The organism is Leifsonia sp. NPDC080035 (genome assembly GCF_040050925.1).
In the GTDB taxonomy this organism is placed as follows: domain Bacteria; phylum Actinomycetota; class Actinomycetes; order Actinomycetales; family Microbacteriaceae; genus Leifsonia.
Map to the genome: position 1 here is coordinate 952,120 of NZ_CP157390.1, position 24,452 is coordinate 976,571.

Here is a 24,452-nt window from a genome sequence, read left to right on the forward strand (position 1 = left end):
GTGCCCAACAGTGAATATCTGTGATATTTGCAGTTCTTAATATGGAGTACAATGTATCAACGGATGCATTCTCAGAGGCGCAGGGCTTCACTCGGCTGGATTCTCGATGCCCTCCATGCGGCAACGACTCCGGCGAAGGCTCCAACGCCGATTCCCCCCAGAATCGCAAGAGGCGCGAGAAGCGGGTCGAATACGGGGATCCACCGCTGGCTGATCGTCACCGCGAGAACCCCTCCCAGCCCCAGCGCGAGTCCGGCACATCCACCGATGAGGCCGATGTACGCCGACTCGCACAGGATCATCGCAGAGACGTGCAAGCGCCTCGCACCGATCGCTCGCCGGAGCCCAAGCTCCTGTCTCCTTTCGGTCACGGAGAGCACCATCGCGTTCGCCAGTCCCGCGATGGCCGCCAACAGCGCGAGACCCGTCAAGCCGAGCAGCGTCGTGGACACGTCGGCCTCGACTTCTGAGCGGAGTGTACGGGGGTCTACCGGAGCGCTCACCGTCAGGCTCGTCGGATCGAAAGGATCGACCACGAGCGGTGCTTGACGTGCGACCTGCTGTGCGGCACCTGAGCGGGTGAGGATGAGAGCCCGCGTTCTCTCGGGAGCATTGAGCACGCCCGAATCCTCGGTCGACAGCAGGACGCCTGCCAACAGCTCTGGGAGTCGCGGCGACTGGGTGACGAGACCGATGACCTGGAACGGCTCACCTTCGATGAGGACGACCGGCGAGAGCGAGGGGGGTGCGAGCTCCAGCTGCCGCGCAAAGGTCGACCCCATAAGCAGTTGACCCCGCGCCAACTTCTTCGAGACGCCCGGCGCCCAGGTCACTTTCAACCGGGCGGACGAAGCGGATTCGCGAGTTCCTGTGAACCCCGTGACGAGCCGTACCTCTCGCGAACTGCCGGTCTGGACACTCGTTTGCCCGTGATTCTCAATGATGGAGGCGCTGTCTACGCCCGCCACGCCTGCCAGCCGATCCCTCAGGCCGCTACGCATCTCAGCCGACTGATCGTCGAGGCCGGTCGAGGGCCATTCGACGGTGACATCCCGGTTGGCGTGTTCGTCAAATCGCGCCGACACTTGAGACCCCGCCGAACCGGCGACGCCAAGGCTCCCAACCGTCAAGGAAACGGCAAGCGCGACTGCAGCGACGAGTCCGGCCGTCTTGCCTCCGCGAGAGGAGATGTTCGCAACGGAATCGCGAAGCAGATCGGTCAGCCTCAGCCGCGACGATGCGCCCGGAATTTGCGAGCTCGACACGCGTGTCGACCCCGCTTCGGCCGTGTCGACGTGATGGGACTCTCGAACGACTCGTCCGTCCGCGATGCCAATTCGCCGAGAAGCCACCGCAGCGATCTCGGGCGAATGCGTGACCAGGACAATCGTCGTTCCTGATTCGTGGAGCTCGCGCAATGCTCGCACAACGACCTGCGCATTCTCAGAATCCAGGTTGCCGGTGGGTTCATCCGCAATGACGACCGGGGCCTTGCACGCTAGCGCTCGAGCAAGCGCTACCCGCTGTCGCTCCCCTCCTGAAAGGTTGCCGCTTCGAACATGAGCGAGCCTCTCGATCCCGAGGGCCGCCATCGCTTCGAGCGCCCGCGTCCGCCTCTCGTGCGCCTTTACGCCCCGATAGAGCAGCCCGAGCTCTACGTTATCGACGGCGGGCCGCCGGTCCATCAGGTGGAAGCTTTGGAATACGAAGGCGAATGTTCCGGATCGAATGCGCGAGAGTTCTCTGTCGGCGGCGGAACGGGTCTGCTGACCGTCGATCGCGTAGTCACCCGATGTCGGAGCATCGAGCGCGCCGACGATATTCAGAAGGCTGGACTTTCCCGCGCCCGAAGGCCCTTCAATAGCGGTGAACTCGCCCTGAGTGATGACAAGCGAAATTCCTTTGAGCACCGTCACCGAGCTCTCGGCACCAACGATGCGGGTGACGTCCCTCATGTGGAGACGCACCATCAGCTAGCCCACCCTCACAACATCGCCTGCGTCGATCTGCCCCTCCGAAACGGGCCTGATCGCGGACTTTCCCTCGAAGACAGCCTCCTCCTTCACGTCGACGGCCCGAAAGCTACCGTCTGAGAGCCGCTTGTAGACCACGGGAGGACCGTTACCGTTGGGAACGACGGCGATCGAAGCAACGATCAACGAGTCCGTGGCCACCAGGCGAATCGAGATCACGGCGAGGACGTTCGTATGCAGCCACTTTTCGGGAAGGGACCCCCCATCCGCTCCTGAAAAGACCAAGCGAAGAGCGCTCGAGGCCGAAGACCCGTTTGACTCCACCCTTCCGGCAGCCGGAGCTTTGGACGAGTCAGGCGGAACCGTCGCTACATCGCCAACGGACGCCACCTCGCCGAGAAGCTTTTCACCGCGACCGTCGTCGAGGTGCACGGCCATACCTTGCTCAAGGCGGCCACCGGCAGCGGCCGCAATCTCGGCAACGGCGACGACCTTGCCATATTCGAGGGTGACTGTCGTCTCAGGCGTCACGACCTGGCCGAGGGCAGGTGCCTCGACAAGATAACAAGGCGTCTGGGATACGACGAGGAGTTCCGATTGCGGGATTCGGAGTGTCGGCGAGGGCAGAGAGTGCGTGGCCGAGCCCATCTCCGACGGCGCGATGCCCTGTTCGACCGGAGCAGGCGTCGACACACTGGGAGGGTTGTACCCGGCTGCCGAGTACAGGGCCGTTACTGCGGCGACGGTCTCGGACCCGAGTCGACCATCCACCGACACCGGGTGCCCCGACGCGCTCAGGGCCGACTGCAGCTGGGCGACATCGGGCCCATCCATCCCCGGCTCGAGGTCACGGTAGAACGGAAAGGCGCCCGCAAACACGAAGAGCGGGCGTCCGTTGATCTCGAGAAGCGGAGAGCCGGCCTGTACGTCGTCTCCCGCGCTGATCGTACGACGAGTGATGACTGACGTGTCGTCAACGTGAGGAAGCGGCAGCCTCTCATTGACTTCTCGACCCACATCAGCGCGTGCGCTCATCGTTTGCTCGAGGGTGCCCCGGAACACTTGGCTCGTAACCGGATGGGGCTGCGGGGCGCTTGCCGCTGCCTCGCGCTGCGCTCCCGACTGGAAAACGAACGCCAGAACCCATCCGATGCCCAATAGTGTGATCGAGAGGAGCGCGAAAAGAGGTGCGGCCACGCGTTTCCTCATGACCCGAGTGCTCACGGTCGCGGCATCCGATCGCCGATCGCGCTCTCGAGTTCACGAACACGCAACGCGGCGGCAAGCCTGGAATCGACGCCAAGCTTCGGGTACGCATTCGCCAAGTGCCGCTTGACGGTCCCGATCGCAATGTTGAGCGCCTCCGCGATACTGCGGTTCGTGTGCCCGTCCGCGAGGAGCAAGAGGATCTCCCGTTCTCGCGCGGAGAGTGGGCGGCCAACCGGGCCCAGCCCCGACGTTGGGCCGGCATCATCCGGTTCGTGGTTCTCGAACATGTCGCTCCTCATTCACGTCGCTTGACCCCATCGCGGAAGCGGTTGTGACGAGAGCATATAATATTCTAGATCTAAGTTCGAAGAGACATCCCGGCCCCGGAGCACGCAGCCGGCCGTTCAGGCCGGCGACATGTCGAGGCCCGGGGGTAACCCGCGGTCGCCCCGGCTCAGCCGGCGATCCCGACCGGCTGACGCACGGTCTCCGGTCGCCCCAGGCTCTCCAGCATCGCGTCGGCGAGGTCCGCTCGCGACACCGTGAAACCGCGCGGGACGCTGCCGCCGACCCTGGTGCGGTAGCGGCCGGTCGCCGCGCCGCCGGTGAGCATGGGCGGCCTGAACGCCGTCCAGGCCGAGCCCGAGGCCGCCAGTTCGTCCTCCATCGCGCGGAGGTCGTCGTAGACCGGGCGCAGGATGCGACCGATCAGCGGCAGCGCGATGCGGCGGCTGATCAGGCTGTCGTCCGGTGGAGGCGGCGCGACGGGGGCGGCGCTGATCACGACGATGCGGTCCGGTTCCGCCGCCAGGATTAGCCGGGTCGCCGGCGCGGCCACCGGTGCGTCCTTCCGCGAGCGCGGTCCGATCGCCGAGAGGACGGCACCCGATCCCTCGATCGCGGAACGCAGCGCATCGGTGTCGGCGAAGTCGGGGATGACGCGCAGCTCGGCACGCGGATCCAGCTCCTGCGGCCTGCGCAGGACGGCCGTGACCGCGTCGCCGCGGTCGAGGGCCCGGGAGACGAGCAGGCGTCCGGTGCGGCCGCCTGCTCCGAAGATTGTCACTCGCATGTCGTCATAGTAAGTGATCGTCACAGTCATGTGCAATCATGCATTGGTACGATATCGGGATGTCGTCGTCCGACTTCCCCGCGCTCGAGACGCGCGCGAGCTTCCTCCTCTCCCAGCTCGGCATGCAGAGCGCCCAGCGGTTCACGGCGGCGCTCGCGCCGCTCGGCATCACGCCCAACCGGTTCGGCGTCCTCGCGCACCTGGCGCGTCAGGAGGGCCGGACGCAGCAGGAGCTCGCGACGGCGCTCGGGCTGCACCGCAACTCGATGGTCGCGATGATCGACGACCTGGAGGAGCGCGGGCTCGTCGAGCGCAGGCGGCACCCGAACGACCGGCGCGCGTACGCCATCCACCTCACCCCGGCGGCGCGCGATGTGCTGGCCGCCGGCGAGCGGCTCGCCGACGAGCAGGAGGAGGCGACGCTCGCCACCTTGGACGCCGCCGAACGCACGGCGCTCGTCGCGACCCTCACCAAGCTGGTCGCCGCCGCCGGTTACCGCGCAGGCGTCCACCCCGGCATCGACGGCGGCCACTGACCCGCTGCCTGCCCGCGAAGCGCACAACCTCTAAGCTTGAAGCCGTGTCCAAAGTCTTGAGCAGTCTTCCCGTCGGTGAGCGAGTCGGCATCGCGTTCTCGGGAGGTCTCGACACCTCCTGCGCGGTGGCCTGGATGCGCGAGAAGGGCGCCGTGCCCTGCACGTACACCGCCGACATCGGCCAGTATGACGAGCCGAACATCGAGGCCGTCCCCGGCCGCGCCAAGGAGTACGGCGCCGAGGTTGCACGCCTCGTCGACGCCAAGCGCGCGCTGGTCGAGGAGGGCCTGATCGCGCTGCAGTGCGGCGCCTTCCACATCCGCTCCGGCGGCAAGACGTACTTCAACACCACGCCGCTCGGCCGCGCGGTCACCGGGGTGATGCTGGTCCGCGCCATGATGGAGGACGACGTCGAGATCTGGGGCGACGGCTCCACCTACAAGGGCAACGACATCGAGCGGTTCTACCGCTACGGCCTCATCGCCAACCCGCGCCTGCGCATCTACAAGCCCTGGCTGGATGCGGCGTTCGTCGAGGAGCTCGGCGGCCGCAAGGAGATGAGCGAGTGGCTCGTCGCGCGCGGCTTCCCGTACCGCGACGCCACCGAGAAGGCGTACTCGACCGACGCCAACATCTGGGGCGCGACCCACGAGGCCAAGCGCCTCGAGGAGCTGGACGCCGGCCTCGACATCGTGGACCCGATCATGGGCGTCGCCGCTTGGCGCGAGGACGTCGAGGTCGCCCCGGAGACCGTGACCGTCCGCTACGAGGCGGGGCGCCCGGTCGCCCTGAACGGCGTCGAGTTCTCCGACCCGGTCGCGCTCGTGCTGGAGGCGAACGCGATCGGCGGCCGCCACGGTCTCGGCGCGTCCGACCAGATCGAGAACCGCATCATCGAGGCCAAGAGCCGCGGCATCTACGAGGCCCCGGGCATGGCGCTGCTGCACATCGCCTACGAGCGCCTGCTCAACGCGATCCACAACGAGGACACGGTCGCCAACTACCACAACGAGGGCCGCCGCCTCGGCCGCCTGATGTACGAGGGCCGCTGGCTCGACCCGCAGTCGCTGATGCTGCGCGAGTCGCTGCAGCGCTGGGTCGGCTCCGCCATCACCGGCGAGGTCACCCTGCGGCTGCGCCGCGGCGACGACTACACGATCCTCGACACCACGGGTCCCGCCCTCAGCTACCACCCGGACAAGCTGTCGATGGAGCGGGTCGGCAACGCCGCGTTCGGCCCCTCCGACCGCATCGGCCAGCTGACCATGCGCAACCTGGACATCGCCGACTCGCGCTCGCGACTGGAGCAGTACGCCGCATCCGGCCTCATCGGCGGCCCGACCGGCGAGCTCGTCGGCGCACTGGAGGAGGGCAGCGCCCGCTCCATCCTGGAGCTGGACGTCACCCCGGTGGACGAGGAGCTGTCCCGCGAGATCGACGCGTCGAGCGAAGGCGCGGCCTTCGACTCCGGCACCGACTGAGCGCAGCGGACACCGCGACTGACCCCGTTCGGCACGACTGACCCTGCGCGAGCAGGGGGCGAACGTACCGAACGGGGTCAGTCGCGTGCGGCGGCACTGCGGCGGCCATACGTACGATGAGCAGATGGATCAGCACGACATCGAGGCGGCCGAGCACCGGCCCGAGAACTGGCCGCTCGGCCGGCTGCTCGGCGCCGCGTCCCGCGCGGTCGAGCGCGCCTGGGCTGACGCCCTCGAGGCCCGCGGCCTGACCCACGCCGGCCTCGTCGCGCTGCATTTGCTCGAGTCGGGATTCGACTCGCAGGCCGACCTGGCCCGCCTCGCGCAGGTGGAGGCGCAGACGATGTCGCGCACTGTTGACCGGCTGGTGCGCGAGGGCCTGGTCACGCGCACGCCGGACCCGCTCGACCGCCGCCGTCACGTGCTCGCGGTCACCCCGGCCGGACGGAGCGCGTTCGAGGCCGTGCGCGGGCTCGAACAGGACGTCTTCCCGGCGGTCGACGACCCGGAGGCGCTGCGCGCCGCCCTCGTGCAGATCGTGCGATCCGCCCGCACGTAGGCGTCAGTCCCGCGGCACGCGCACCCGCAGGGCTCCGGGGTCGATGTACGTGCGCATGGCGGAGGCACGGCCGAACAGGTCGCCGTCGAGCTCCACCTCCTCGGGTCGGCTCAGGCGCAGCACCAGTTCGCGGCCCTTCAGGTAGTTCATCGCCCGCACCTCGTGGTCGGCTCCCATCAGCCGCCGCCCGACCGAGGTGCGGCGCAGCACGCCGTTCTCCCAGAACACTTTGACGACGATGCGCAGCCAGCCGAGGAATCCCTCTGGCCGGAGGATCACGATGTCGAACTCGCCGTCGTCCACCGCCGCCTCCGGGAGCAGCAGGATGTTCGCGGGCAGCGACCCGCAGTTGCCGATCAGGATCGTGTGGGCGTGCACCGAGTGCACCCGGCCGCCGTCGAGCTGGTAGCGCATCCGCAGCTCGTTCTTGTCGCGCAGCACCGTGCCGATCGCCTTCACGTACGCGAGCCAGCCCGCCTTGGCCTTGAGGTCGTCGTCGGTGGCGGCGATCATCCTGGCGTCCATGCCCAGGCCGGCCATCACCAGGTACGCCCGGCGCTGGGTGGCGCCGTCGCCGTCCCGGATCTCCGCGACCCCGACGTCGATCGGACGGTCCGTGCCGTCGAACGCCGTGTCGAGGGCGTGCTCGACGTCGTCCAGCGTCAAGTCGAGATTGCGGGCGAGCAGGTTGCCCGTGCCGGAGGGCAGCAGGGCCAGTGGTGTCTCGGTGCCGCGCAGTTCCTCGGCGACCGTGCGCACCGTGCCGTCACCGCCCGCGGCGATCACCACGTCGACGTCGCGCTCGAGGGCCTCTCGACTCTGGCCGGTTCCCGGATCGTCGACGGTCGTCTCGAGCCAGAGGGTGTCCTCCCAGCCGTGGCGCTTCTCCGCCGCCGTCAGGGCGGCGCGCAACGCCTCCGCGTCCACCTTCACCGGGTTGACCACGATCGCGGCCCTGCTCATCCGTCTCCCTCCGTCGATGCTGCCTGCGACAGTACGCCATGCCGGCTGAGGGGACGCACCCGCGCGACGATCCCGCCTGCGTTGATGATGACGAAGAGTGAGTCGATGCTGCTATCCGCCGTGGATGAGCGCATCCATTCACCACTCACCAAGAGTGGTCGGCGCTCTAGCCGCCGCCCTTGCCCTTCCCCTTGCCGTTGCCGTTGTTCTTGCCCGGCCCCTTGTTGGGGTTGTCCTGCTGCGGCTTCGGCTGAGGTTGCTGCTGCTGCTGTTGTTGTTGCTGCTGATCCGTCTGCTGCTGATCGGACGGTTGCGCGGGGGTGTCGGCCGGTGCGACCGTGGCCGGCGGCGCGACGACGGACGGCGTCGGCCGAGGCGTCGTGTCGCCGGAGGCAGGGATGGGCCCGGGCGAGAGGATGCTGCCGAGCGAGAAGGCGAGCCCGACGACCGCGGCGGCGGCGCTCGTCACCAGCACCGCATCCAGGGTGTGCCGCCTGCGCCGGGACCGGGTCACGCCGCGGTCCCGCACCGCCGCCGTCGGCCCCGTCGCCCCGGCAGCATCGGCCGCGGCAGCACGGCCCACGGCAGCACCCGCGGCAGCACCGCCTATGGCGGTCATCGCGACCGTGGGCACCGTGCCCGCAGGCACCGTCGTCGCCGGCTCCGGCTCCCAGCCGGCGAGCTGCGGCGCGAGCTCGCGCGCCATGATCGCCACCTCGACCGCCGTCGGGCGGATGCCGGGCTCCCGGGTGGTCATCGCCCCGAGCAGCCCTCGCCAGTCCTCCGGAAGGCTCGCCGGGATGCGCGGGTCGCGCGCCGCGCGCGCCGAGACCGCCTCCACCGGGCTGCCTGGGTACTCGCGGACGCCGGTCAGCGATTCCAGCACCACGAGCCCGAGCGCGTAGATGTCCGCCGACGGGCCCGGCTCGCCGCCGAGCCCCTGCTCGGGGCTCAGGTAGCCCGCCGTCCCGATCACGGTGCCGGCGGTGGTGAGCCGTTCGGTGCCGAGCAGGTGCGCGATCCCGAAGTCGGCCAGCTTCACGATCGGGCGCCCGCCGGGGATGCCGGAGTCCGCGAGCAGGATGTTCGCCGGCTTGAGGTCCCGGTGCACCATCCCCGCGCCGTGGACCACCGCGAGCGCCTCCGCGATGCTCTCGGCGACGACCGCTGCGTCCTCGGCCGGCAGCGGTCCGCGCTCGAGGCGGGTGCGGAGATCCTCGCCTGCCACGAGCTCCATTACCAGCAGGCTCGGGGTGGTGTCGCCCTCCGCGGCGAGGTGCGCGTCGTGCAGCGTGACCAGATTCGGGTGGCTGAGTCGGCCGAGCAGTGTCGCCTCCGCCCGGCGGCGGGCGTCGTCGGTCGCCGTGCCCGGCGCGAAGAGCTTCAGCGCGACGGTGCGCTCGAGGTTCCGGTCGTACGCGCGGTAGACCGTCGCCATGCCCCCGCGGCCGAGCCGCTCGCGCAGCTCGTAGCGGTCGAGGTACAGGGAGGTGTCATCCACCACGCGAGCATACGCGCGCCGGCTGATGCCGTGAATCCGCCGACAGTCCTGTTCACCCCGTTGCAGCCGTGCCCGCCTCGGGCATGACTGAGAGGAGTGAACGAGGTACCGGAACCGCCGGGAGTGCTCGAGGCGCTCCAGGTCTACCGCGCGGCCGAGGCCGCCATGCGCCGCCGGACCGGCGCCGCTCTGGGCATCGGCGACAACGACCTGCTCGCGTTGCGGCTGCTCCTCGACAACACCGCGGCCGGCCGTCCGACCGCCCTGAAGGACGTCGGTACCTATCTCGGCATCTCCAGCGCCTCGACGACGGCACTCGTCGACCGGCTGGAGCGCGGCGGGTTCGTGAAGCGTCAGCCCAGCCCGTCCGACGGACGCTCGACCGTCATCGTCCCGACGCCCTCGGCGATCGGCGACACCGGCCCCCTGCTCGCCGCCGCCAACGAGGAGCTCGCGGCCGCGACCGCCGACCTCAGCCCCGACGAGGCGGCCACCGTCACGCGCTTCCTCACGAAAATGCGCGAGACCGTGGACCGGATCTCGGACGGACGACACGCGAATAGGCCGAAACCGCCGCTGAGTCAAGGGGATTCCTAGACAACCGAAACAGTTGTTGTCTGGGGCGCGTCAAGGAAAGGACACCCCTTCATGAACATCCTGCTCATCATCGTCGCGATCATCGCGATCATCCTGCTGCTGACCGGCGGCTTCGTGCAGTCCTTGAACTTCCTCCTCTGGGTAGGCATCATCCTGCTCGTTCTCGCCGTGATCGTCTGGCTGGTACGGCTGCTCACCGGCAGCCGTCGGGTTTAGAGGAGGCCTCACATGAGCCTCGGCGCGGGAATCTTCCTCTTCGTGATCGGAGCGATCCTCGCGTTCGCCCTCAACGTCCAGGTGACCTGGATCGACCTCCACCTCGTCGGCTACATCCTGATGGTCGCCGGCGTCGTGGGGATCATCCTCGGGATCATCCTGCTGACGCGCCGGCGCCGCTCGGTCGCAACGACGCACACGTCGGTGGACCCCGCGACCGGTGACCGCGTCACCCGTCGCACCAGCGGGGACGACGACATCATCTGATCCGTACGACACAGAGAAGCGGCCCGCGTCATCCGACGCGGGCCGCTTCTCTGTGTGCGTCACCGTCGCCGCCCATGACCGACCGGCTGATCCTGTGGGGAGGACGCTTCAGAAGGGGAGGGGGAGCATGCAAGCGGCGACGATCGCGAGGACGGCGGCGCTGATTCCTGCCACTCCCCACATCGAGCGGCGACGGTCGGCGGGGGTGTCGCCCCAGACCGCCGCCGCCGCGCAGACGCGATCCGCCTCGGACACGACCTCCGCCGTTCCGGGCAGTCGCAGGTCGAGGGCGCCGCGCTCGGCCTGGCGCCGGATGCGCGTGGCCTCCTCGAACGTCATCACCGTGACGCTGGTCATCGCGACGCGACCTCCGGGACAGGCGGCTCGCCGGCCTCGGTCTTCGCCGCCAGCGCAGCCATCGCCGCCGGGCCGTGGTGCAGGTCGAACGCGGGCGACTCCGAGCGGATGCGCGGGATGGACACGAAGTTGTGGCGCGGAGGCGGGCTCGATGTCGCCCACTCCAGCGAGCGCCCGGTGCCCCACGGGTCGTCCGTCGCGACCCTGCTGCCCTTCCGCATGGTGACGTAGACGTTGAGGATGAACGGCAACAGCGCGACGCCCGTGATGATCGCGCCGACCGTCGACACCTGGTTCATCCAGGTGAAGCCGTCCGTCGGCAGATAGCTCGCGTAGCGCCGCGGCATCCCGATCACGCCGAGCCAGTGCTGGATGAGGAACGTGGTGTTGAAGCCGATGAACAGCAACCAGAACGTCCAGTACCCGAGCTTCTCGTTCAGCATCCTGCCGGTCCACTTCGGCCACCAGAAGTGGATGCCGGCGAACGACGCGAAGACGACGGCGCCGAAGAGCACGTAGTGGAAGTGGGCGACCACGAAGTAGGTGTCGGAGACGTGGAAGTCCAGCGGCGGGGAGGCCAGGATGACTCCGGTGAGACCGCCGAACGTGAAGTTGATGAGGAAGCCGATGGCGAAGAGCATCGGCGACTCGAAGGTCATCGACCCTCTCCACATGGTCCCCACCCAGTTGAAGAGCTTCACCCCGGTGGGCACCGCGATCAGCATCGTCATGAGGGAGAACCAGGGCAGCAGCACGGACCCCGTCACGTACATGTGGTGCGCCCACACCGTGACCGAGAGCGCCGCGATCGAGATGGTCGCGTACACCAGGGTCTTGTACCCGAAGATCGGCTTCCGGCTGAACACGGGCAGGACCTCGGAGATGATGCCGAAGAACGGCAGCACGATCACGTACACCTCGGGGTGTCCCCAGAACCAGAACAGGTGCTGCCACATCAGCGCACCCCCGGTCGCCGCCTCGAAGAGGTGCGAGCCGAACACCCGGTCCGACATCGCGCCGACCAGCGCGGCCGCGAGCACCGGGAAGGCGATCAGCGCCAGGATCGAGGTGACCATCGTCGTCCAGGAGAACACCGGCATCCGGAACATCGTCATGCCGGGTGCGCGCATGCACACGATCGTGGTGATGAAGTTGACCGACGAGAAGATCGTCGCGAAGCCGAGAAGGATGGCGCCGCCGAACCACAGGCTGCCTCCGCTCCCCGGTGAAAAGGTCTCCCCCGCGAGCGGCTGGTAGGCGAACCAGCCGAAGTCCGCCGCGCCCTGCGGGGTCAGGAAGCCGCCCGCCGCGATCAGTCCGCCGGACAGGAACAGCCAGAACGAGAACGCGTTCAGTCGCGGGAACGCGACGTCGGGTGCGCCGATCTGCAACGGGATGATGAAGTTCGCCGCTCCGGTGAAGAACGGCATCGCGTACAGCAGCAGCATCACGGTGCCGTGCATCGTGAACAGCTGGTTGTACTGCTCCGGGGAGACGATGTTCAGCCCCGGCTCGAAGAGCTGGGCGCGGATGAGCAGCGCCATCACCCCGCCGACCCCGAAGAAGACGCCGGAGGCGATCATGTAGAGGAAGCCGATCGTCTTGTGATCGGTGGAGGTGATCCAGGCGACGACGGCGTTGCCCTTGCGGGTCGCCCTGGCCGGCGGCCTCGCGGGCGCGCCGACCGGCGCTGCCGGGCTGGTGTCGGGCCGAGTCGTGATCGCCGTCATGGGTGTCCTTCCGCTCGCTCGATTCTCTGCGGGGAACGCGCGGCCCGAGGGCGAAAAGTGCCGTAAAAAATATCAGCGATGGAATTCATCCGGCACTCCCTCTACACTGCGTAGAAGAACCGGAGAGGAACGCCATGCGCAGGAGAGACGCCACGAGACACCCCCGGCGCACGCTGCTCTCCCGCCCTCGTCTCCTCCTGCTCGACCGGCTGCTGCGGGACAGCCCGCAGACGGCGCCGCAACTCGCCGACAGCGTCCACCTGCACCACAACACCGTGCGCGAGCACCTCGACCGCCTCGTCGACGACGGCCTCGTGGTCCGCGAGACGGAGCACCGCACGCAGCGCGGCCGGCCGCACGTGCTGTTCTCGGCGGCCGCCGGAGGCGTCGGCCTCAGCGCCTCCGCCGCCGCGCAGACCCGTCGCGCCCTCGCTCTCGGCGAGGCGTACCGGCACGCGTACGGCTTCCCGGATCCCGCCGACGAGGCGGACGGGACCGCGCAGATCGACGTGCTCGAGGACTACCTCGACCGTCGCGGGTTCCGGCCCCGGGTGGACCGCGATGCGCTCGCGGTCCGGCTCGCCTGCCCGTTCGGCGAGCTGCAGGGGTCGATGGAGCAGCACACGATCTGCGGCGTCGACGCCGCGGTGATGCGCAGTGTGCTCGGCAGGGTGGACGGTCCCCTCCGGGTCATGGACGTGCGGTCCGACGGCGCAGGGACGTGCGTGCTGCGGCTGATCCGCGGCGCGGAGGCTAGCGCTCCATCGTGTCCAGGATGCCCACCAGATCCTCGAACGTCGTCAGCGGGTTGAGCACGGCGAACCGCGTGTTCGCGCGCCCGGCGTGCGAACTCGGGGTGACGAACGCACGCTGCTCATCGAGCAGCTTGGCCGACCAGAGCGCGTAGTCCTCCTTGGTCCACCCCTCGCGCTCGAACACGACGACCGACAGCTGCGGGCTGCGCACGAGGTGGAAGCCGTCCCGCCGCTCGATCTCCTCGGCGATGCGCCGCGCGAGCTCCAGCGACGACGTCACCGCGTCGCGGTACGCCGCCGCACCGTGGCTTGCGAGCGAGAACCAGAACGGCAGGCCCCGGGCGCGGCGGGTGAGGTGCGCCGCGTAGTCGGACGGGCTCCACTCTGCGGTCTCCGTGAGGGTGTCCAGGTACTCGGCGTGCTGAGTGTGCGCGCGGCGGCCCGCCTCGGGGTCGCGGTACAGCAGCGCGCAGGCGTCGAAGGGGGCGAACAGCCACTTGTGCGGGTCGACGATGAGCGAGTCCGCGCGCTCCACCCCGGAGAAGAGCGGACGCGCCAGCGGGGACAGCATGCCCGCGAGTCCGTAGGCGCCGTCGACGTGCAGCCAGAACGCATGGTCGTCCTTCAGGGCGGCGACCGAGGCGATGTCGTCGACGATGCCGAAGTTGGTGGACCCGGCGGTCGCGACCACGGCGAACACCGCGTCCCCGTACTCCTCGAGCGCGGGACGGACGGCGTCACCGGTGAGCCTGCCGGACTCGCCGGGCGAGACGGCGACCACGTCCACATCCATCACCCGCGCGGCGGAGGCGACGGAGGAGTGCGCCTCGGCGCTGCAGACGATCACCCAGCGTCCAGCGGGGTTCCCGCGCTGGGCGCGGGCGTGGTCGCGCGCGGCGACGAGGGCCGAGAGGTTGCCGAGCGTCCCGCCCTGCACGAAGACGCCGCCCGCGGTCTCCGGGAGCCCGAACTCGGCGGCCAGCCAGGCGAGCACCTGGTTCTCGGCATAGACGGCGCCTGACCCCTCCAGCCAGGAGCCGCCGTAGACGGCGCTCGCGGAGACGACGAGGTCGAAGGCGGTCGCCGCCTTCGTCGGGGCGGTCGGGATGAACGAGAGGTAGCGCGGGTGGTCGGTGGTGATGCACGCAGGGGCGAGCACGTGCTCGAAGAGCGCCAGCGCGCGCTCGGCGCCCATGCCGTTCTCGGAGACAGTGCGTCCGGCGAGCCGGCGGAGCTCCGCCTCGGGCAGCGGCTTGTCGAGCGGCGTGTCCTCGCTGAGGATGCGGCGCCGCGAGTAGTCGAGCACGAGGTCGACGAGCTCACGGGTCTCGGGCGTCACGGCGTGCATGCGGGTCTCGTCAGTCATTCGGGCCTCCGCAGACCATCGTGACACAACCGATCGGCACGATTCTGACGGGCGGCGCAGCTTTGCTGCGCACTTGCTCGGCCGCGCGCAGCAAACGGCCGCAGCGGCCGGCCCAGCCCTCCCGACGCTCCATCCGGGGATCCTGCCGCCGCGGCCCCACAGACTCCGGAACTCCGGAGCTTCCGCCGGCGTGTCGGTCCACGCCTCCGGAATTGCCGCAGGTGCGGTCCCGGCTCAGCCCAGGTCGACCGGTACGGCCGCGTGCTGCTCGGCGGAGCGCTGGGCGGCGTCGGCGAGGAGGAGGGCCGCGCGGCCGTCCTCGAAGGTGGGGCTGGTCGACGGCTCGCCGCGGACGAGGCTCACGAACGCGCGCAGCTCGGCCGCGTACGCCTCGGCGTAGCGTTCCAGGAAGAAGTCCTGGTACGGCGGCTTCGCCTCCACCGCGCTCGCGGTCGACAGGCTGACCAGGCTGGTACGCGCGTTCGCGACCTGGAGCATCCCGCCGGCTCCGAACGCCTCCAGGCGCTGGTCGTAGCCGACGGCGCTGTGCCGGGAGTTCGTGATCGTCACGACAGCGCCGGAGGCCGCGCGCAGCACAACGACCGCGGTGTCGAAGTCGCCGTGCTCGCGCGCGCCCGCATCGAACAGGGCGCCCCCGGTGGCCTGCACCTCGACGATGTCCGGCAGGAAGAACCGGGCCATGTCGAAGTCGTGGATGGTCATGTCGCGGAAGATGCCTCCGGAGACCGCCACGTAGGCGGCGGGCGGGGCGGACGGGTCGCGGCTGACGATGGAGAGCTGCTCGAGCTCGCCGATCTCGCCCGCGGCGACGCGAGCGCGCACCGAGGCGAACGCCGGGTCGAAGCGTCGGTTGAAGCCGAGCGCGACCGGCACGCCCGCCGAGGCCACCTTCGGGCGCAGCGTGTCGACGCGGGCGATGTCGAGGTCGATCGGCTTCTCGCAGAGCACGGGGATGCCCGCATCCACGGCCGCGGAGATCAGGTCGATGTGGGTCGGAGTCGGCGAGGCGATGAGGACCGCATCCACCCCGCCGGAGGCGAACACGTCCTCGGCCGCGGTGGTCACCCGGCCGCCGTAGCGCGCGGCGACGGCCTCCGCGCCGGCGACGATCGGGTCGCACACCCAGGCGAGCTCGGTGTCGGGGTCGGCGGCGATGCTGCGGGCGTGGACCTGGCCGATGCGGCCGGTGCCGATGAGGCCGAAGCGGATCGGGGTCGTGGTCACGGGAGCGGGAGTCCTTTCGTCAGACGGCCGTCAGCACCAGGGGCACAGGGCGTCGCGGTTGAGCTTCTGGTCGGCCGCGCGCTCGGCACGGAAGGCGGCGAGGGAGGTGCCGGGCGCGGGCAGCACGTCCTGCTCCACGACGACCCAGCCGTCGTAGCCGGCAGCGTCGACCGCGTCGAGCACGGCGGCCAGGTCGATGTCCCCGCGCCCGAAGGCGACGAACGCCCCCGACGACCACACCTCCGTCATGCCGCCGCCCGCGGCGAGCACGCGACGCAGCTCGGCGGTGTCGACGTCCTTGAGGTGGAGGTGGTTGATCCGGGAGCCCCAGCGACGCACCGCGTCCACCGGGTCGCCGCCGCCGATCAGGAGGTGACCGGTGTCGAGGGTGAGACCGACGTCCACGCGGTCGAGGAACCGGTCGACCTCCTCCGGTGACTCGACGAACGTCCCGGCGTGGTGGTGGAAGGTCGGTTCGAAGCCGGCGGCGCGGACGCGGTCGGCCGCCGCCTGGGCGTTCGCGGCGAGGCGGTCCCAGCGCGCGGGGTCGAGCGGCTCGGCGGCCGAGCCCGGGCGTGCCTTGCGGGCGGCGGAACCGGTGTCGGCGAGGGTCGGCTTCGGCAATCGCGCAGGGCCGCCTTCGGCGGCGTCTGCGAACACGGCGAGCGCGTCGTCCAGCTCCGGAAGGGCGGCCGCGAACGCGTCGTCATCGGCGAGCGGCAGTTCGACCCAGCCGCCGGCGAGCTCGAGGCCGCGCGACGACAGTCGCGAGCGCAGCGCAGCCCCGCGTCCGAAGAAGCCGACGGGACCGAGGTCGACGCCCGCGTAGCCGGTCTCCACGAGCAGGTCGAGCATCTCGTCAGGGCCGAGCGTCTCCGCGTCGGGCGGCGTCATCTCGAAGACGCCGAAGCTCACCGGTGCGCCGGCGACCGTGGCCTTCATGCGGTGATCCCGGTCCGGGTCGACGCGGTCATCGGCTTCCTTTCGCCAGTGAACTATGTCTTGACAATAACACAACAATCGCGGCGTTCCCCGGCCCCCTTAGGCCTCTACGATGGCGGGATGACGGCAGCGCTCTTCCTGAACGGCACGGTCGGATCCGGCAAGTCGGCCACCGCGGACGCCGTCGGCGATCTGCTCGCCGAGCGCGGCATCCCGCACGCGGTCATCGACCTGGACGCGCTGCGCCGGGTCTGGCCTGCACCGGCGGACGACCCGTTCCAGACCGAGCTCGAGCTGGCCAACCTGAGCGACTACGCCCGCAACGCGAGCGCGGCGGGCGCCCGGGTGCTGGTGCTCGCCGGCGTCGTCGAGGAGGTCGCGGCGCTCCCCCGGTATGAGGAGGCGGTGGGCGGCCCCGTGACCCTGGTGCGTCTCCGTGCGGATCCCGGCGTGACGGAGCGCCGCCTGCGAGCCCGCCACTCCGCGGACCCCGACGGTCTCGACTGGCACCTGGCCCGGCGCGGCGAGCTGGAGGCGGTGCTCGACGGCGCGGGCCTCCCCGACACGACCGTCACGACCGACGACCGGACCCCGCGACAGGTCGCAGAGGAGGCGCTCTCCGGCTGGGACGCGGTCTGACGTGCGCTGACCGGCTCTGCTAGCGTCGACCGGTGCCCTCACCATTCACCCCTCCCGCGGACATCGTCTCCGACGAGCGGCTCGTCGCCCGCCTGATCGAGGAGCAGCATCCCGACCTCGCCGGGCCGCTGCGGCTGATGTCCGACGGCTGGGACAACCAGATCTACCGGCTCGGCGACCGGCTCGCGGTGCGCATCCCGCGCCGGGAGGTCGCCGCGCACCTGATCGAGCACGAGCAGCGGACGCTTCCCGGCATCGCGGCGCGGGTGGCGGTGCCGGTGCCCGCGCCGGTGCGGATCGGCGTGCCGAGCCAGACGTTCGGCTGGCCGTGGAGCATCATCCCGTGGCTGGAGGGCGTCGACGGCGCCTCGGTGACGGCCGCGGAGCGCGCCGGGATCGCCGAGCCGCTCGCCGCCTTCCTCGACGCGGTGCACACGCCGGCCCCGGACGACGCGCCGGAGAACCCCGTCCGCGGCGTCCCGCTCGCCAACCGGGACATCGCGATCCGCGACCGGCTGCGGACCCTTGCCGATCGGATGGACGTGGCCCCGCTCGTCGCCGCCTGGGACGACGCGCTCGAGGCGCCGGTCTGGACCGGACCCGCCCTGTGGCTGCACGGCGACCCGCATCCCGGTAACCTGCTCCTCACCCCGGAGGGCGGGCTGGCCGCGGTCATCGACTTCGGGGACGTGACCGCGGGCGACCCTGCGACCGACCTCGCGACCGCCTGGCTCACCTTCGACGCGGACGGGCGCGAGCGGTTCCGCGCCGCCCTGCGTCCCACGCCGGACGACGCCACCTGGCGCCGCGCCCGCGGCTGGGCGGTATCCATGGGCTCCGCGCTGGCGGCGAGCTCGGGCGACAATCCGCGGATGGCGGCCCTCGGCGCGCACGCCGTCGCGCAGCTGGCTGCCGACACGCTCGGCTGACCCGCCAGGAACGACGAATGCCGGCCCCCGCAGCGCGGGAACCGGCATTCGTGCAGACGCGTCCGCCCGGAGGCGGGGCGGCTCAGCCCTGCGAAAGCGTGAGCAGCAGGTCGTCGCCGGGGGCCGTGGGGACGAAGTCCGCCTCGATCTCGGCGCGCTGCAGCAGCTCGCCCATGCGGCGCTGGCGCTGGCGCGGGATGAGCGTGACGACCGTGCCCTGCTTGCCGGCGCGGCCGGTGCGGCCGGAGCGGTGCAGGTAGGTCTTGTACTCGTCGGGCGCGTCGGCCTGGATGACCAGGTCGATGTCGTCGACGTGGATGCCGCGGGCGGCGACATCCGTCGCGACGAGCACGTTCACGCGTCCACTCGTGAGCTGGGCCAGGTTGCGCGTGCGGCGCGACTGGTTCAGGTCGCCGTGCAGGCTGACGGCCGGGATGCCGGCGTCGTCGAGCTGGTCGGCGAGCATCTCGGCGAACGCGCGGGTGCGGGCGAAGATCAGCGTCTTGCCCTCACGATCGGCCAGCGCCTCGATGATGGCGGGCTTGTCGCGGTGCTCGATGACGAGAACGCGGTGGTCGATGGTCGAGGACGCCTGGTCCTCGCCCGCCACCTCGTGCACGGCCGGCTCGACGAGGAACTCGTCGACGAGCTGGGCGACGCCCTTGTCCAGGGTCGCCGAGAAGAGCAACTTCTGGCCGCCCTCCGACGTCTCGCGCAGGATGCGCTGCACCGGCTCGAGGAAGCCGAGGTCGCACATGTGGTCGGCCTCGTCCAGGACGGTGATGACGACCTGGCTGAGATCGAGACGACCCTGCTCGACCAGGTCCTCGATGCGACCGGGGGTGCCGATCACGATGTCGACGCCGCGCTGCAGCGCGCCGACCTGGCGGCCCTGGGGGACGCCGCCGTAGATCTGGGTGGTGAAGAGGCCGACGCTGCGCGCGATCGGCTGCACGGTGCGGTCGATCTGGAGGGCGAGCTCGCGGGTCGGGGCCAGGATGAGCGCGCGCGGAGCACGGCCGATCTGGCGCTTGCCGCCGGACTTGCCGGACTCGGCCCAGAGCTGCATGAGGCGTTCGACCAGGGGCGCGCCGAACGCGATGGTCTTGCCGGAGCCGGTGCGGCCGCGGCCGAGCACGTCCTTGCCCGCCAGCACGTCGGGGGCGGTCGCGGCCTGGATCGGGAACGGCTTCTCCGCGCCGAGCTCGGCGAGGGCGCGCACCACGTTGCCGCCGAGACCGAGGTCGGCGAACGTCACGCCGTCGACGTCCTCGGCCTGGATGGCCTCGGCCTCGAGGCGCTCGAGCACCACGTCGTCCTGCGGAGTGAAGGCCTGCTTCTCCTCGCGGGACGGGTAGAAGGAGGAGTCGCGACGGGGACGCTCGGCGCGGTCGTCGAACGAGCGACGGGGACGGTCGTCCCGATCGAAGCTGCGGCGCGGACGGTCGGCGCGGTCGTCGAAGTCGCGACGGGGACGCTCGGCGCGGTCGTCGAACGAACGACGGGGACGGTCGTCCCGATCGAAGCTGCGGCGCGGACGGTCGGCGCGGTCGTCGAAGGAACGACGCGGACGGTCATCGGCGTCACGACGCGGGCGGTCGGCCCGATCGTCGAACGAACGACGCGGGCGGTCGTCCCGATCGAAAGAACGACGCGGACGGTCGGCGCGGTCATCGAAGTCACGACGGGGACGCTCGGCACGGTCGTCGAACGAACGGCGGGGACGCTCATCCCGGTCGTCGAACGAACGACGCGGGCGGTCGTCCCGGTCGAACGAACGGCGCGGACGCTCGGCGCGGTCGTCGAACGAACGACGCGGACGGTCATCGGAGTCGCGGCGAGGGCGGTCGGCGCGGTCGTCGGAGTCGCGACGCGGACGCTCGGAGCGGCCGCGGTTGTCCCACTCGCGCTCGGTGCGACGCGCATCCTTGCCGCGGGGCTCCCAGTTCGGGCGCTCGGTGCGACCACGGCCGGCGCCGGCCTCGTCGCGGCTGCCGTACACGGCGCGGCCGCGCTCGGCGGCGCCGGCGCGCTTGGCGCGGTCCTCGGCGCTCCACCGGGCCTTCTTGCCCGCGGTGGCCTGGTCCTCGGCGCGGTAGCCGCGGTGCTTGGCGCTGCGGCTGCCCGCAGACTGCTGCGGTCGTCGGTCGTTCTTCTTGAAGGGGGGCATGCGTGTTTCTTCCTGGGTTCTGTCAGGTGCGCGGCGGCGCGCAGAAGCGCACCGGGGAATCCCCATCGAACATCGTCCGGGGCCGTTCACATCGTGATTGTCCGCACCACCGATCGGGGGCGGAACCGGCCCGCTTGACTACAAACCCATTCGCGCAGCACGCGCGTGTCAAGAGCCGACCGTCCTACGTTACAGGATCAAGGCTGGGAAAGGGCTGCCGATCCCGCGAAGCAGGGGCAGGGGTATAAGGGAGCTATGACTTCCGTCGACGCGATCGTCATCGGCTCTGGCCCGAACGGGCTCGCCGCCGCCGTCACGCTGGCCCGCGCCGGTCTCTCCGTGCACGTGTACGAGCGCAGCGCCATCCCCGGCGGCGGCCTGCGCACCGAGGAGGTCACCCTCCCCGGCTTCCGGCACGACATGTGCTCGGCCGTGCATCCCCTCGCCTTCGCCTCCGGCTTCTTCCGCCGGTTCCGGCTGGAGGAGCGCATCCCGTTCGTCACACCGTCGGCTTCGTACGGGCATCCCCTCGACGGCGGCAGGGCGGCCATCGCCTACCGCGACATCGACCGCACCGCGGACGCGCTCGGGGTCGACGGCCCCGCCTGGCGCGCACTGCTCGGCCCGCTCGCTCGGGAGGCCGACGCGGTCGCACAGTTCACCGGGTCACCGGTGCTGCGCATCCCGCGACACCCGCTCGTCGCCGCCCGGTTCGGTCTGACCGCGATCGCCCAGGGAGGGCCGTGGTGGGACCTGCCGTTCCGCACGGAGGAGCCGGGCGCCCTGCTCACCGGCGTGTTCGCGCACGCGACCGTGCCGCTGCCGAGCGTCGCAGGCGCAGCCGCCGGCCTCACCCTCGCCGCGTACGCGCACGCCCGGGGCTGGCCCATCCCGGTCGGCGGATCGCAGTCGATCGCGGACGCGCTGATCGCGGACCTGACGGCGCACGGCGGGGAGGTCATCACCGGCAGCGACATCGCATCGCTCGGCGAGCTGCCCGACGCCCGCGCCATCCTGTTCGACACGCATGTCGACGCGGCGGCGCGCCTCGGCGAGGACCGGCTGCCCGGCGGCTACCTGCGCAAGATCTCGCGCTTCCGGAACGGCAACGGCGTCTTCAAGATCGACTTCGCCCTTTCCGGCCCGGTGCCGTGGAGCAACCCGGCGCTCGGGGAGACGGCGACGGTGCACCTCGGCGGCGACCGCGCCGCGATCGCGCGCTCGGAGCGGACCGTCGCCCGGGGCAGGGAGAGCGATGACCCGTACCTGCTCGTCTCCCAGCCGACGCTCTTCGACGACACCCGGGCCCCGGCTGGCAAGCACGTGCTGTGGGCGTACACGCACGTTCCGCGCGGGTCCACGTCCGACAGGAGCGAGGCGGTGATCGCGCAGATCGAACGGTTCGCCCCCGGTTTCCGCGACCTGATCCTGAGCACGGCCACCAAGACCGCGCGGGAGATGGAGCGCTTCGACCCCAACTACATCGGCGGCGACATCTCGGCCGGGATGCCGTCGTTCGGCCAGCTGGTCGCGCGTCCGGTGCTCTCCGCCGACCCGTGGCGGATGCCGGGGCGCGGCCTCTACCTGGCGTCGTCGTCCGCGATCCCCGGGCCCGGCGTGCACGGGCTGGCCGGCTACTACGCGGCGCGCAGCGCGCTTCGACACGAGTTCGGGATCACCAGGATGCCCTCGCTGGCACCGGAGAGGAGTGCCTGATGGCCGTCACCGTCCGACGTTTCAGCTGCCCGCCCGAGGACGTCTTCGCCGCCCTCGCCGACCCCTGGGTGTACCCGACCTGGGTGGTCGGCGCCTCCCGCCTGCGCGCGGCCGACCGGCGCTACCCGGAGCAGGGCGCGCGCCTGCACCACTCCATCGGTGTCTGGCCGTTCGTCCTGAACGACGAGACGAAGGTGGAGGAGTGGGATCCGCCGCGGAGGATGGTGCTCACCGCCAGGACCTGGCCGTTCGGGGAGGAGCGCGTGCAGATCGAGGCGAGCCCGCGCGGACCCGGATGCGTGGTGCGGATGGAGGAGCACCCGGTGCGCGGCCCGGTGACGCTGATCCCGTCGATGCTGGCGGACGTCATCCTGCACGTGCGCAACGTGGAGACGCTGCGTCGCCTGGAGTGGGTTGCCCGCGGCCTCGCCGGCAGCCGCGCCTCCGCCTCCGCCTAGCCGGTCCCCACACCGCCGAGTACGCAGATTCTCCGCGTACTCGACCGTGTCGACCGAAACATGTTCGACGCATGGCACGGCTAGCATCGGGCGCATGCAGACCTCGATCCGCCCGGAACCGCCCCGCCAGCCGGAGGTGGAGGAGCTGCTGCGGCTCGGAGACGACTTCACCCGCGCGCTCTACCCGGCCGAGAGCTGCCACCTGCTCGACGTGGCGGAGCTCGAGCGCCCCGGCGTGACGGTCTTCGTCGGCCGCGACGAGGGCGGCTCCGCGCTCGGGATGGCCGCGCTGGTCGCCAAGCACGATGGTTCCGCGGAGCTGAAGCGGATGTTCGTCCGGCCGGAGGCACGGGGCCGGGGGCTCGCGTCCGCGCTGCTCGGCGCGGTGGAGAGCGCCGCCGCCGACGCGGGGGTCGCCGTCCTGCGGCTGGAGACCGGCCCCCGGCAGCCGGCCGCGATCGCGCTGTACGAGCGTCGCGGCTACTCCCCCATCCCGTTGTTCGGCGAGTACATCGGCGACCCCAACTCGATCTGCTACGAGAAGGCGCTGACCCGGCGCTGACATCCCGGCAGCCGCGATCGGCTCTAGCGGGTGCTGCCCGGGGCCGCTAGCCTGGCGCCACCCCTGGGGAGGCAGCGATGACGGACGACCGCAGCACCACCCGAAGCACCGGCGACGGCACCACCGACGCGACAGAACGGCCCGCCGATGCCGCCCGCACCCGCGGCTGGGTGATCGGGCTCCTCGCCGCCGGCGCCGCCCTCGTGCTCATCGGGGGCGGGATGATCGCGGGCGTCTTCACGACGCTGCTGCTCTCCGGCAACCGGAGCAGCTGCGACGCGGCCGGCGTCGCGGACCGCGTGCTGCCGACCATCGTCACCGTCCAGGTGACGGGAGCGGGCGGGGCGGGCAACGGCAGCGGCCAGATCATCGACGAGGACGGCCACATCCTCACCAACAACCACGTCATCGCCTCGGCGGCGGACGGTGGAGAACTCACGGTGCGGTTCAGCGACGGGCACGAACTCCCCGCGACGCTGGTCGGCCGGGACCCGAAGACGGACCTCGCCGTTGTGAAGGTGCACGACGACGAACCGCTCCCGGTGATCGAGCCGGGCGACTCCGGGTCCCTCGTCGTCGGCCAGCCGGTCGTGGCCCTGGGCGCACCGCTCGGGCTGTCCAGCACCGTGACGGCGGGCATCGTCAGCGCCCTCGGCCGCACGGTCCCGGTGCCGAGCGATGACGACACCAACGCGGTGCTCGCCGGCGCCATCCAGACGGACGCCTCGATCAACCCCGGCAACTCGGGCGGCGCCCTGGTGGACTGCTCCGGCCGGCTGGTCGGGGTGAACACCGCGATCGCGACGGTGCCGGGTTCCGCCGGCCAGCGCAGCACCGGCAGCGTCGGCATCGGCTTCGCCGTCCCCGTCGCGCAGGCGCTGCCGATCGCGCACGAGCTGATCGAGCACGGCGAGGTGAACCATCCCAGCGCCGGGATCTCCGTCACGCCCATCCCGCCGTCGGTCGCCGCGGCCTACGGGATCACGGACGGGCTGTTCGTGCAGGGGATCGTCGTCGGCGGACCGGCGGCGAAGGCCGGCATCCGGCCGGGGGACATCATCGTCAGCCTGAACGGCCAGCCGTCCGTCAGCGCTGACGCGCTGACCGCGGTCCAGGTGACGAGCTCGGCGGGCGACACGGTCGACGTCGTCTACGTGCGCGGCGGCCGCGAGCACACCACGAAGGTGACGTTGCGCTGAGCCCCCGCGC

The 24,452-nt window shown here is 70.8% G+C and carries 25 protein-coding genes; 13 read left to right on the forward strand and 12 right to left on the reverse strand.

From position 1 onward, the window contains the following. Positions 1–71: 71 nt before the first annotated feature. The 4 genes from AAME72_RS04595 to AAME72_RS04610 all read right to left on the reverse strand — a co-directional run bounded on the left by AAME72_RS04595 (position 72) and on the right by AAME72_RS04610 (position 4,254). On the reverse strand, positions 72–1,955 hold the full coding sequence (locus AAME72_RS04595) for an ABC transporter ATP-binding protein/permease (RefSeq protein WP_348789060.1): 1,884 nt from the start codon (positions 1,953–1,955) through the stop codon (positions 72–74). 18 nt (positions 1,956–1,973) lie between these two features. Continuing rightward, positions 1,974–3,182, reverse strand: coding sequence for a peptidoglycan-binding domain-containing protein (locus AAME72_RS04600; protein ID WP_348789061.1), 1,209 nt, complete (start codon positions 3,180–3,182; stop codon positions 1,974–1,976). A gap of 11 nt (positions 3,183–3,193) precedes the next feature. After that, positions 3,194–3,469 (reverse strand): helix-turn-helix transcriptional regulator, encoded by a 276-nt coding sequence (locus AAME72_RS04605; protein WP_348789062.1) that lies wholly within the window; start codon positions 3,467–3,469, stop codon positions 3,194–3,196. Positions 3,470–3,636: 167 nt separating this feature from the next. Further along, positions 3,637–4,254: an NAD(P)H-binding protein gene (locus AAME72_RS04610; RefSeq protein WP_348789063.1), complete on the reverse strand. Its 618-nt coding sequence runs from the start codon at positions 4,252–4,254 to the stop codon at positions 3,637–3,639. A 59-nt stretch (positions 4,255–4,313) separates the two neighbouring features. Between AAME72_RS04610 and AAME72_RS04615 the strand changes: the two genes are divergently transcribed. The 3 genes from AAME72_RS04615 (at position 4,314) to AAME72_RS04625 (ending at position 6,830) form a co-directional block, all read left to right on the forward strand. Continuing rightward, positions 4,314–4,790: a MarR family transcriptional regulator gene (locus tag AAME72_RS04615; RefSeq protein ID WP_348789064.1), complete on the forward strand. Its 477-nt coding sequence runs from the start codon at positions 4,314–4,316 to the stop codon at positions 4,788–4,790. Positions 4,791–4,834: 44 nt separating this feature from the next. Further along, positions 4,835–6,271, forward strand: a complete 1,437-nt coding sequence (gene argG, locus AAME72_RS04620) for an argininosuccinate synthase (RefSeq protein WP_348789065.1) — start codon at positions 4,835–4,837, stop codon at positions 6,269–6,271. Between the two features lie 124 nt (positions 6,272–6,395). Beyond that, on the forward strand, positions 6,396–6,830 hold the full coding sequence (locus AAME72_RS04625) for a MarR family transcriptional regulator (protein WP_348789066.1): 435 nt from the start codon (positions 6,396–6,398) through the stop codon (positions 6,828–6,830). 3 nt (positions 6,831–6,833) lie between these two features. Here AAME72_RS04625 and AAME72_RS04630 read toward each other — a convergent pair whose 3' ends face one another. Both AAME72_RS04630 and AAME72_RS04635 read right to left on the reverse strand, forming a co-directional pair. After that, a complete protein-coding gene (locus AAME72_RS04630; protein WP_348789067.1) occupies positions 6,834–7,793 on the reverse strand; it encodes a diacylglycerol kinase family protein in 960 nt (319 codons plus the stop codon). A 166-nt stretch (positions 7,794–7,959) separates the two neighbouring features. Further along, on the reverse strand, positions 7,960–9,294 hold the full coding sequence (locus AAME72_RS04635) for a serine/threonine-protein kinase (protein WP_348789068.1): 1,335 nt from the start codon (positions 9,292–9,294) through the stop codon (positions 7,960–7,962). A gap of 96 nt (positions 9,295–9,390) precedes the next feature. Here AAME72_RS04635 and AAME72_RS04640 point away from each other — a divergent pair, with 96 nt between their 5' ends. Genes AAME72_RS04640 through AAME72_RS04650 form a run of 3 tightly spaced genes read left to right on the forward strand, consistent with a single transcriptional unit; the run spans position 9,391 to position 10,374 of the window. Then, positions 9,391–9,891: a MarR family transcriptional regulator gene (locus tag AAME72_RS04640; protein WP_348789069.1), complete on the forward strand. Its 501-nt coding sequence runs from the start codon at positions 9,391–9,393 to the stop codon at positions 9,889–9,891. Positions 9,892–9,942: 51 nt separating this feature from the next. Then, positions 9,943–10,107, forward strand: a complete 165-nt coding sequence (locus AAME72_RS04645) for a hypothetical protein (protein ID WP_183080093.1) — start codon at positions 9,943–9,945, stop codon at positions 10,105–10,107. Positions 10,108–10,119: 12 nt separating this feature from the next. Then, positions 10,120–10,374, forward strand: coding sequence for a DUF6458 family protein (locus tag AAME72_RS04650; RefSeq protein WP_348789070.1), 255 nt, complete (start codon positions 10,120–10,122; stop codon positions 10,372–10,374). Between the two features lie 108 nt (positions 10,375–10,482). Here AAME72_RS04650 and AAME72_RS04655 read toward each other — a convergent pair whose 3' ends face one another. Continuing rightward, a complete protein-coding gene (locus tag AAME72_RS04655; protein WP_348789071.1) occupies positions 10,483–10,731 on the reverse strand; it encodes a hypothetical protein in 249 nt (82 codons plus the stop codon). Beyond that, the gene (ctaD, locus tag AAME72_RS04660) at positions 10,728–12,461 is read right to left on the reverse strand and encodes a cytochrome c oxidase subunit I (RefSeq protein WP_348789072.1); all 1,734 of its coding nucleotides are present in this window, start codon (positions 12,459–12,461) and stop codon (positions 10,728–10,730) included. The genes AAME72_RS04655 and ctaD overlap by 4 nt, the downstream gene beginning before the upstream one ends. 134 nt (positions 12,462–12,595) lie before the next feature. On the opposite strand from ctaD, the gene AAME72_RS04665 reads away from it, so the two are divergent. Then, complete coding sequence (locus AAME72_RS04665; protein ID WP_348789073.1) at positions 12,596–13,273, forward strand: helix-turn-helix domain-containing protein; 678 nt, start codon at positions 12,596–12,598, stop codon at positions 13,271–13,273. Here AAME72_RS04665 and AAME72_RS04670 read toward each other — a convergent pair. The 3 genes from AAME72_RS04670 to AAME72_RS04680 form a co-directional block, all read right to left on the reverse strand. Further along, complete coding sequence (locus AAME72_RS04670) at positions 13,215–14,582, reverse strand: aminotransferase class V-fold PLP-dependent enzyme (protein ID WP_348789074.1); 1,368 nt, start codon at positions 14,580–14,582, stop codon at positions 13,215–13,217. The two genes, AAME72_RS04665 and AAME72_RS04670, sit on opposite strands and share 59 nt — an antisense overlap. A gap of 234 nt (positions 14,583–14,816) precedes the next feature. Further along, positions 14,817–15,827, reverse strand: coding sequence for an inositol 2-dehydrogenase (iolG, locus tag AAME72_RS04675; RefSeq protein WP_348789075.1), 1,011 nt, complete (start codon positions 15,825–15,827; stop codon positions 14,817–14,819). Positions 15,828–15,857: 30 nt separating this feature from the next. Beyond that, positions 15,858–16,769, reverse strand: coding sequence for a sugar phosphate isomerase/epimerase (locus AAME72_RS04680; RefSeq protein ID WP_348789076.1), 912 nt, complete (start codon positions 16,767–16,769; stop codon positions 15,858–15,860). A gap of 120 nt (positions 16,770–16,889) precedes the next feature. Here AAME72_RS04680 and AAME72_RS04685 point away from each other — a divergent pair, with 120 nt between their 5' ends. Then, a complete protein-coding gene (locus tag AAME72_RS04685; RefSeq protein ID WP_348789077.1) occupies positions 16,890–17,408 on the forward strand; it encodes a hypothetical protein in 519 nt (172 codons plus the stop codon). Positions 17,409–17,440: 32 nt separating this feature from the next. Continuing rightward, positions 17,441–18,337 (forward strand): aminoglycoside phosphotransferase family protein, encoded by an 897-nt coding sequence (locus AAME72_RS04690; protein ID WP_348789078.1) that lies wholly within the window; start codon positions 17,441–17,443, stop codon positions 18,335–18,337. Positions 18,338–18,419: 82 nt separating this feature from the next. Here the strand turns inward: AAME72_RS04690 and AAME72_RS04695 are convergent, their stop codons facing one another. Then, positions 18,420–20,507 (reverse strand): DEAD/DEAH box helicase, encoded by a 2,088-nt coding sequence (locus AAME72_RS04695; RefSeq protein WP_348789079.1) that lies wholly within the window; start codon positions 20,505–20,507, stop codon positions 18,420–18,422. Positions 20,508–20,762: 255 nt separating this feature from the next. Between AAME72_RS04695 and AAME72_RS04700 the strand changes: the two genes are divergently transcribed. From AAME72_RS04700 to AAME72_RS04715, 4 genes are all read left to right on the forward strand, one after another. Then, the gene (locus AAME72_RS04700; RefSeq protein WP_348789080.1) at positions 20,763–22,223 is read left to right on the forward strand and encodes an NAD(P)/FAD-dependent oxidoreductase; all 1,461 of its coding nucleotides are present in this window, start codon (positions 20,763–20,765) and stop codon (positions 22,221–22,223) included. Then, a complete protein-coding gene (locus AAME72_RS04705) occupies positions 22,223–22,681 on the forward strand; it encodes an SRPBCC family protein (RefSeq protein WP_348789081.1) in 459 nt (152 codons plus the stop codon). The genes AAME72_RS04700 and AAME72_RS04705 overlap by 1 nt, the downstream gene beginning before the upstream one ends. 94 nt (positions 22,682–22,775) lie before the next feature. Continuing rightward, positions 22,776–23,243, forward strand: coding sequence for a GNAT family N-acetyltransferase (locus AAME72_RS04710; protein WP_348789082.1), 468 nt, complete (start codon positions 22,776–22,778; stop codon positions 23,241–23,243). 77 nt (positions 23,244–23,320) lie between these two features. Continuing rightward, a complete protein-coding gene (locus tag AAME72_RS04715; RefSeq protein WP_348789083.1) occupies positions 23,321–24,442 on the forward strand; it encodes a trypsin-like peptidase domain-containing protein in 1,122 nt (373 codons plus the stop codon). The last annotated feature ends 10 nt before the right edge of the window (positions 24,443–24,452 follow it).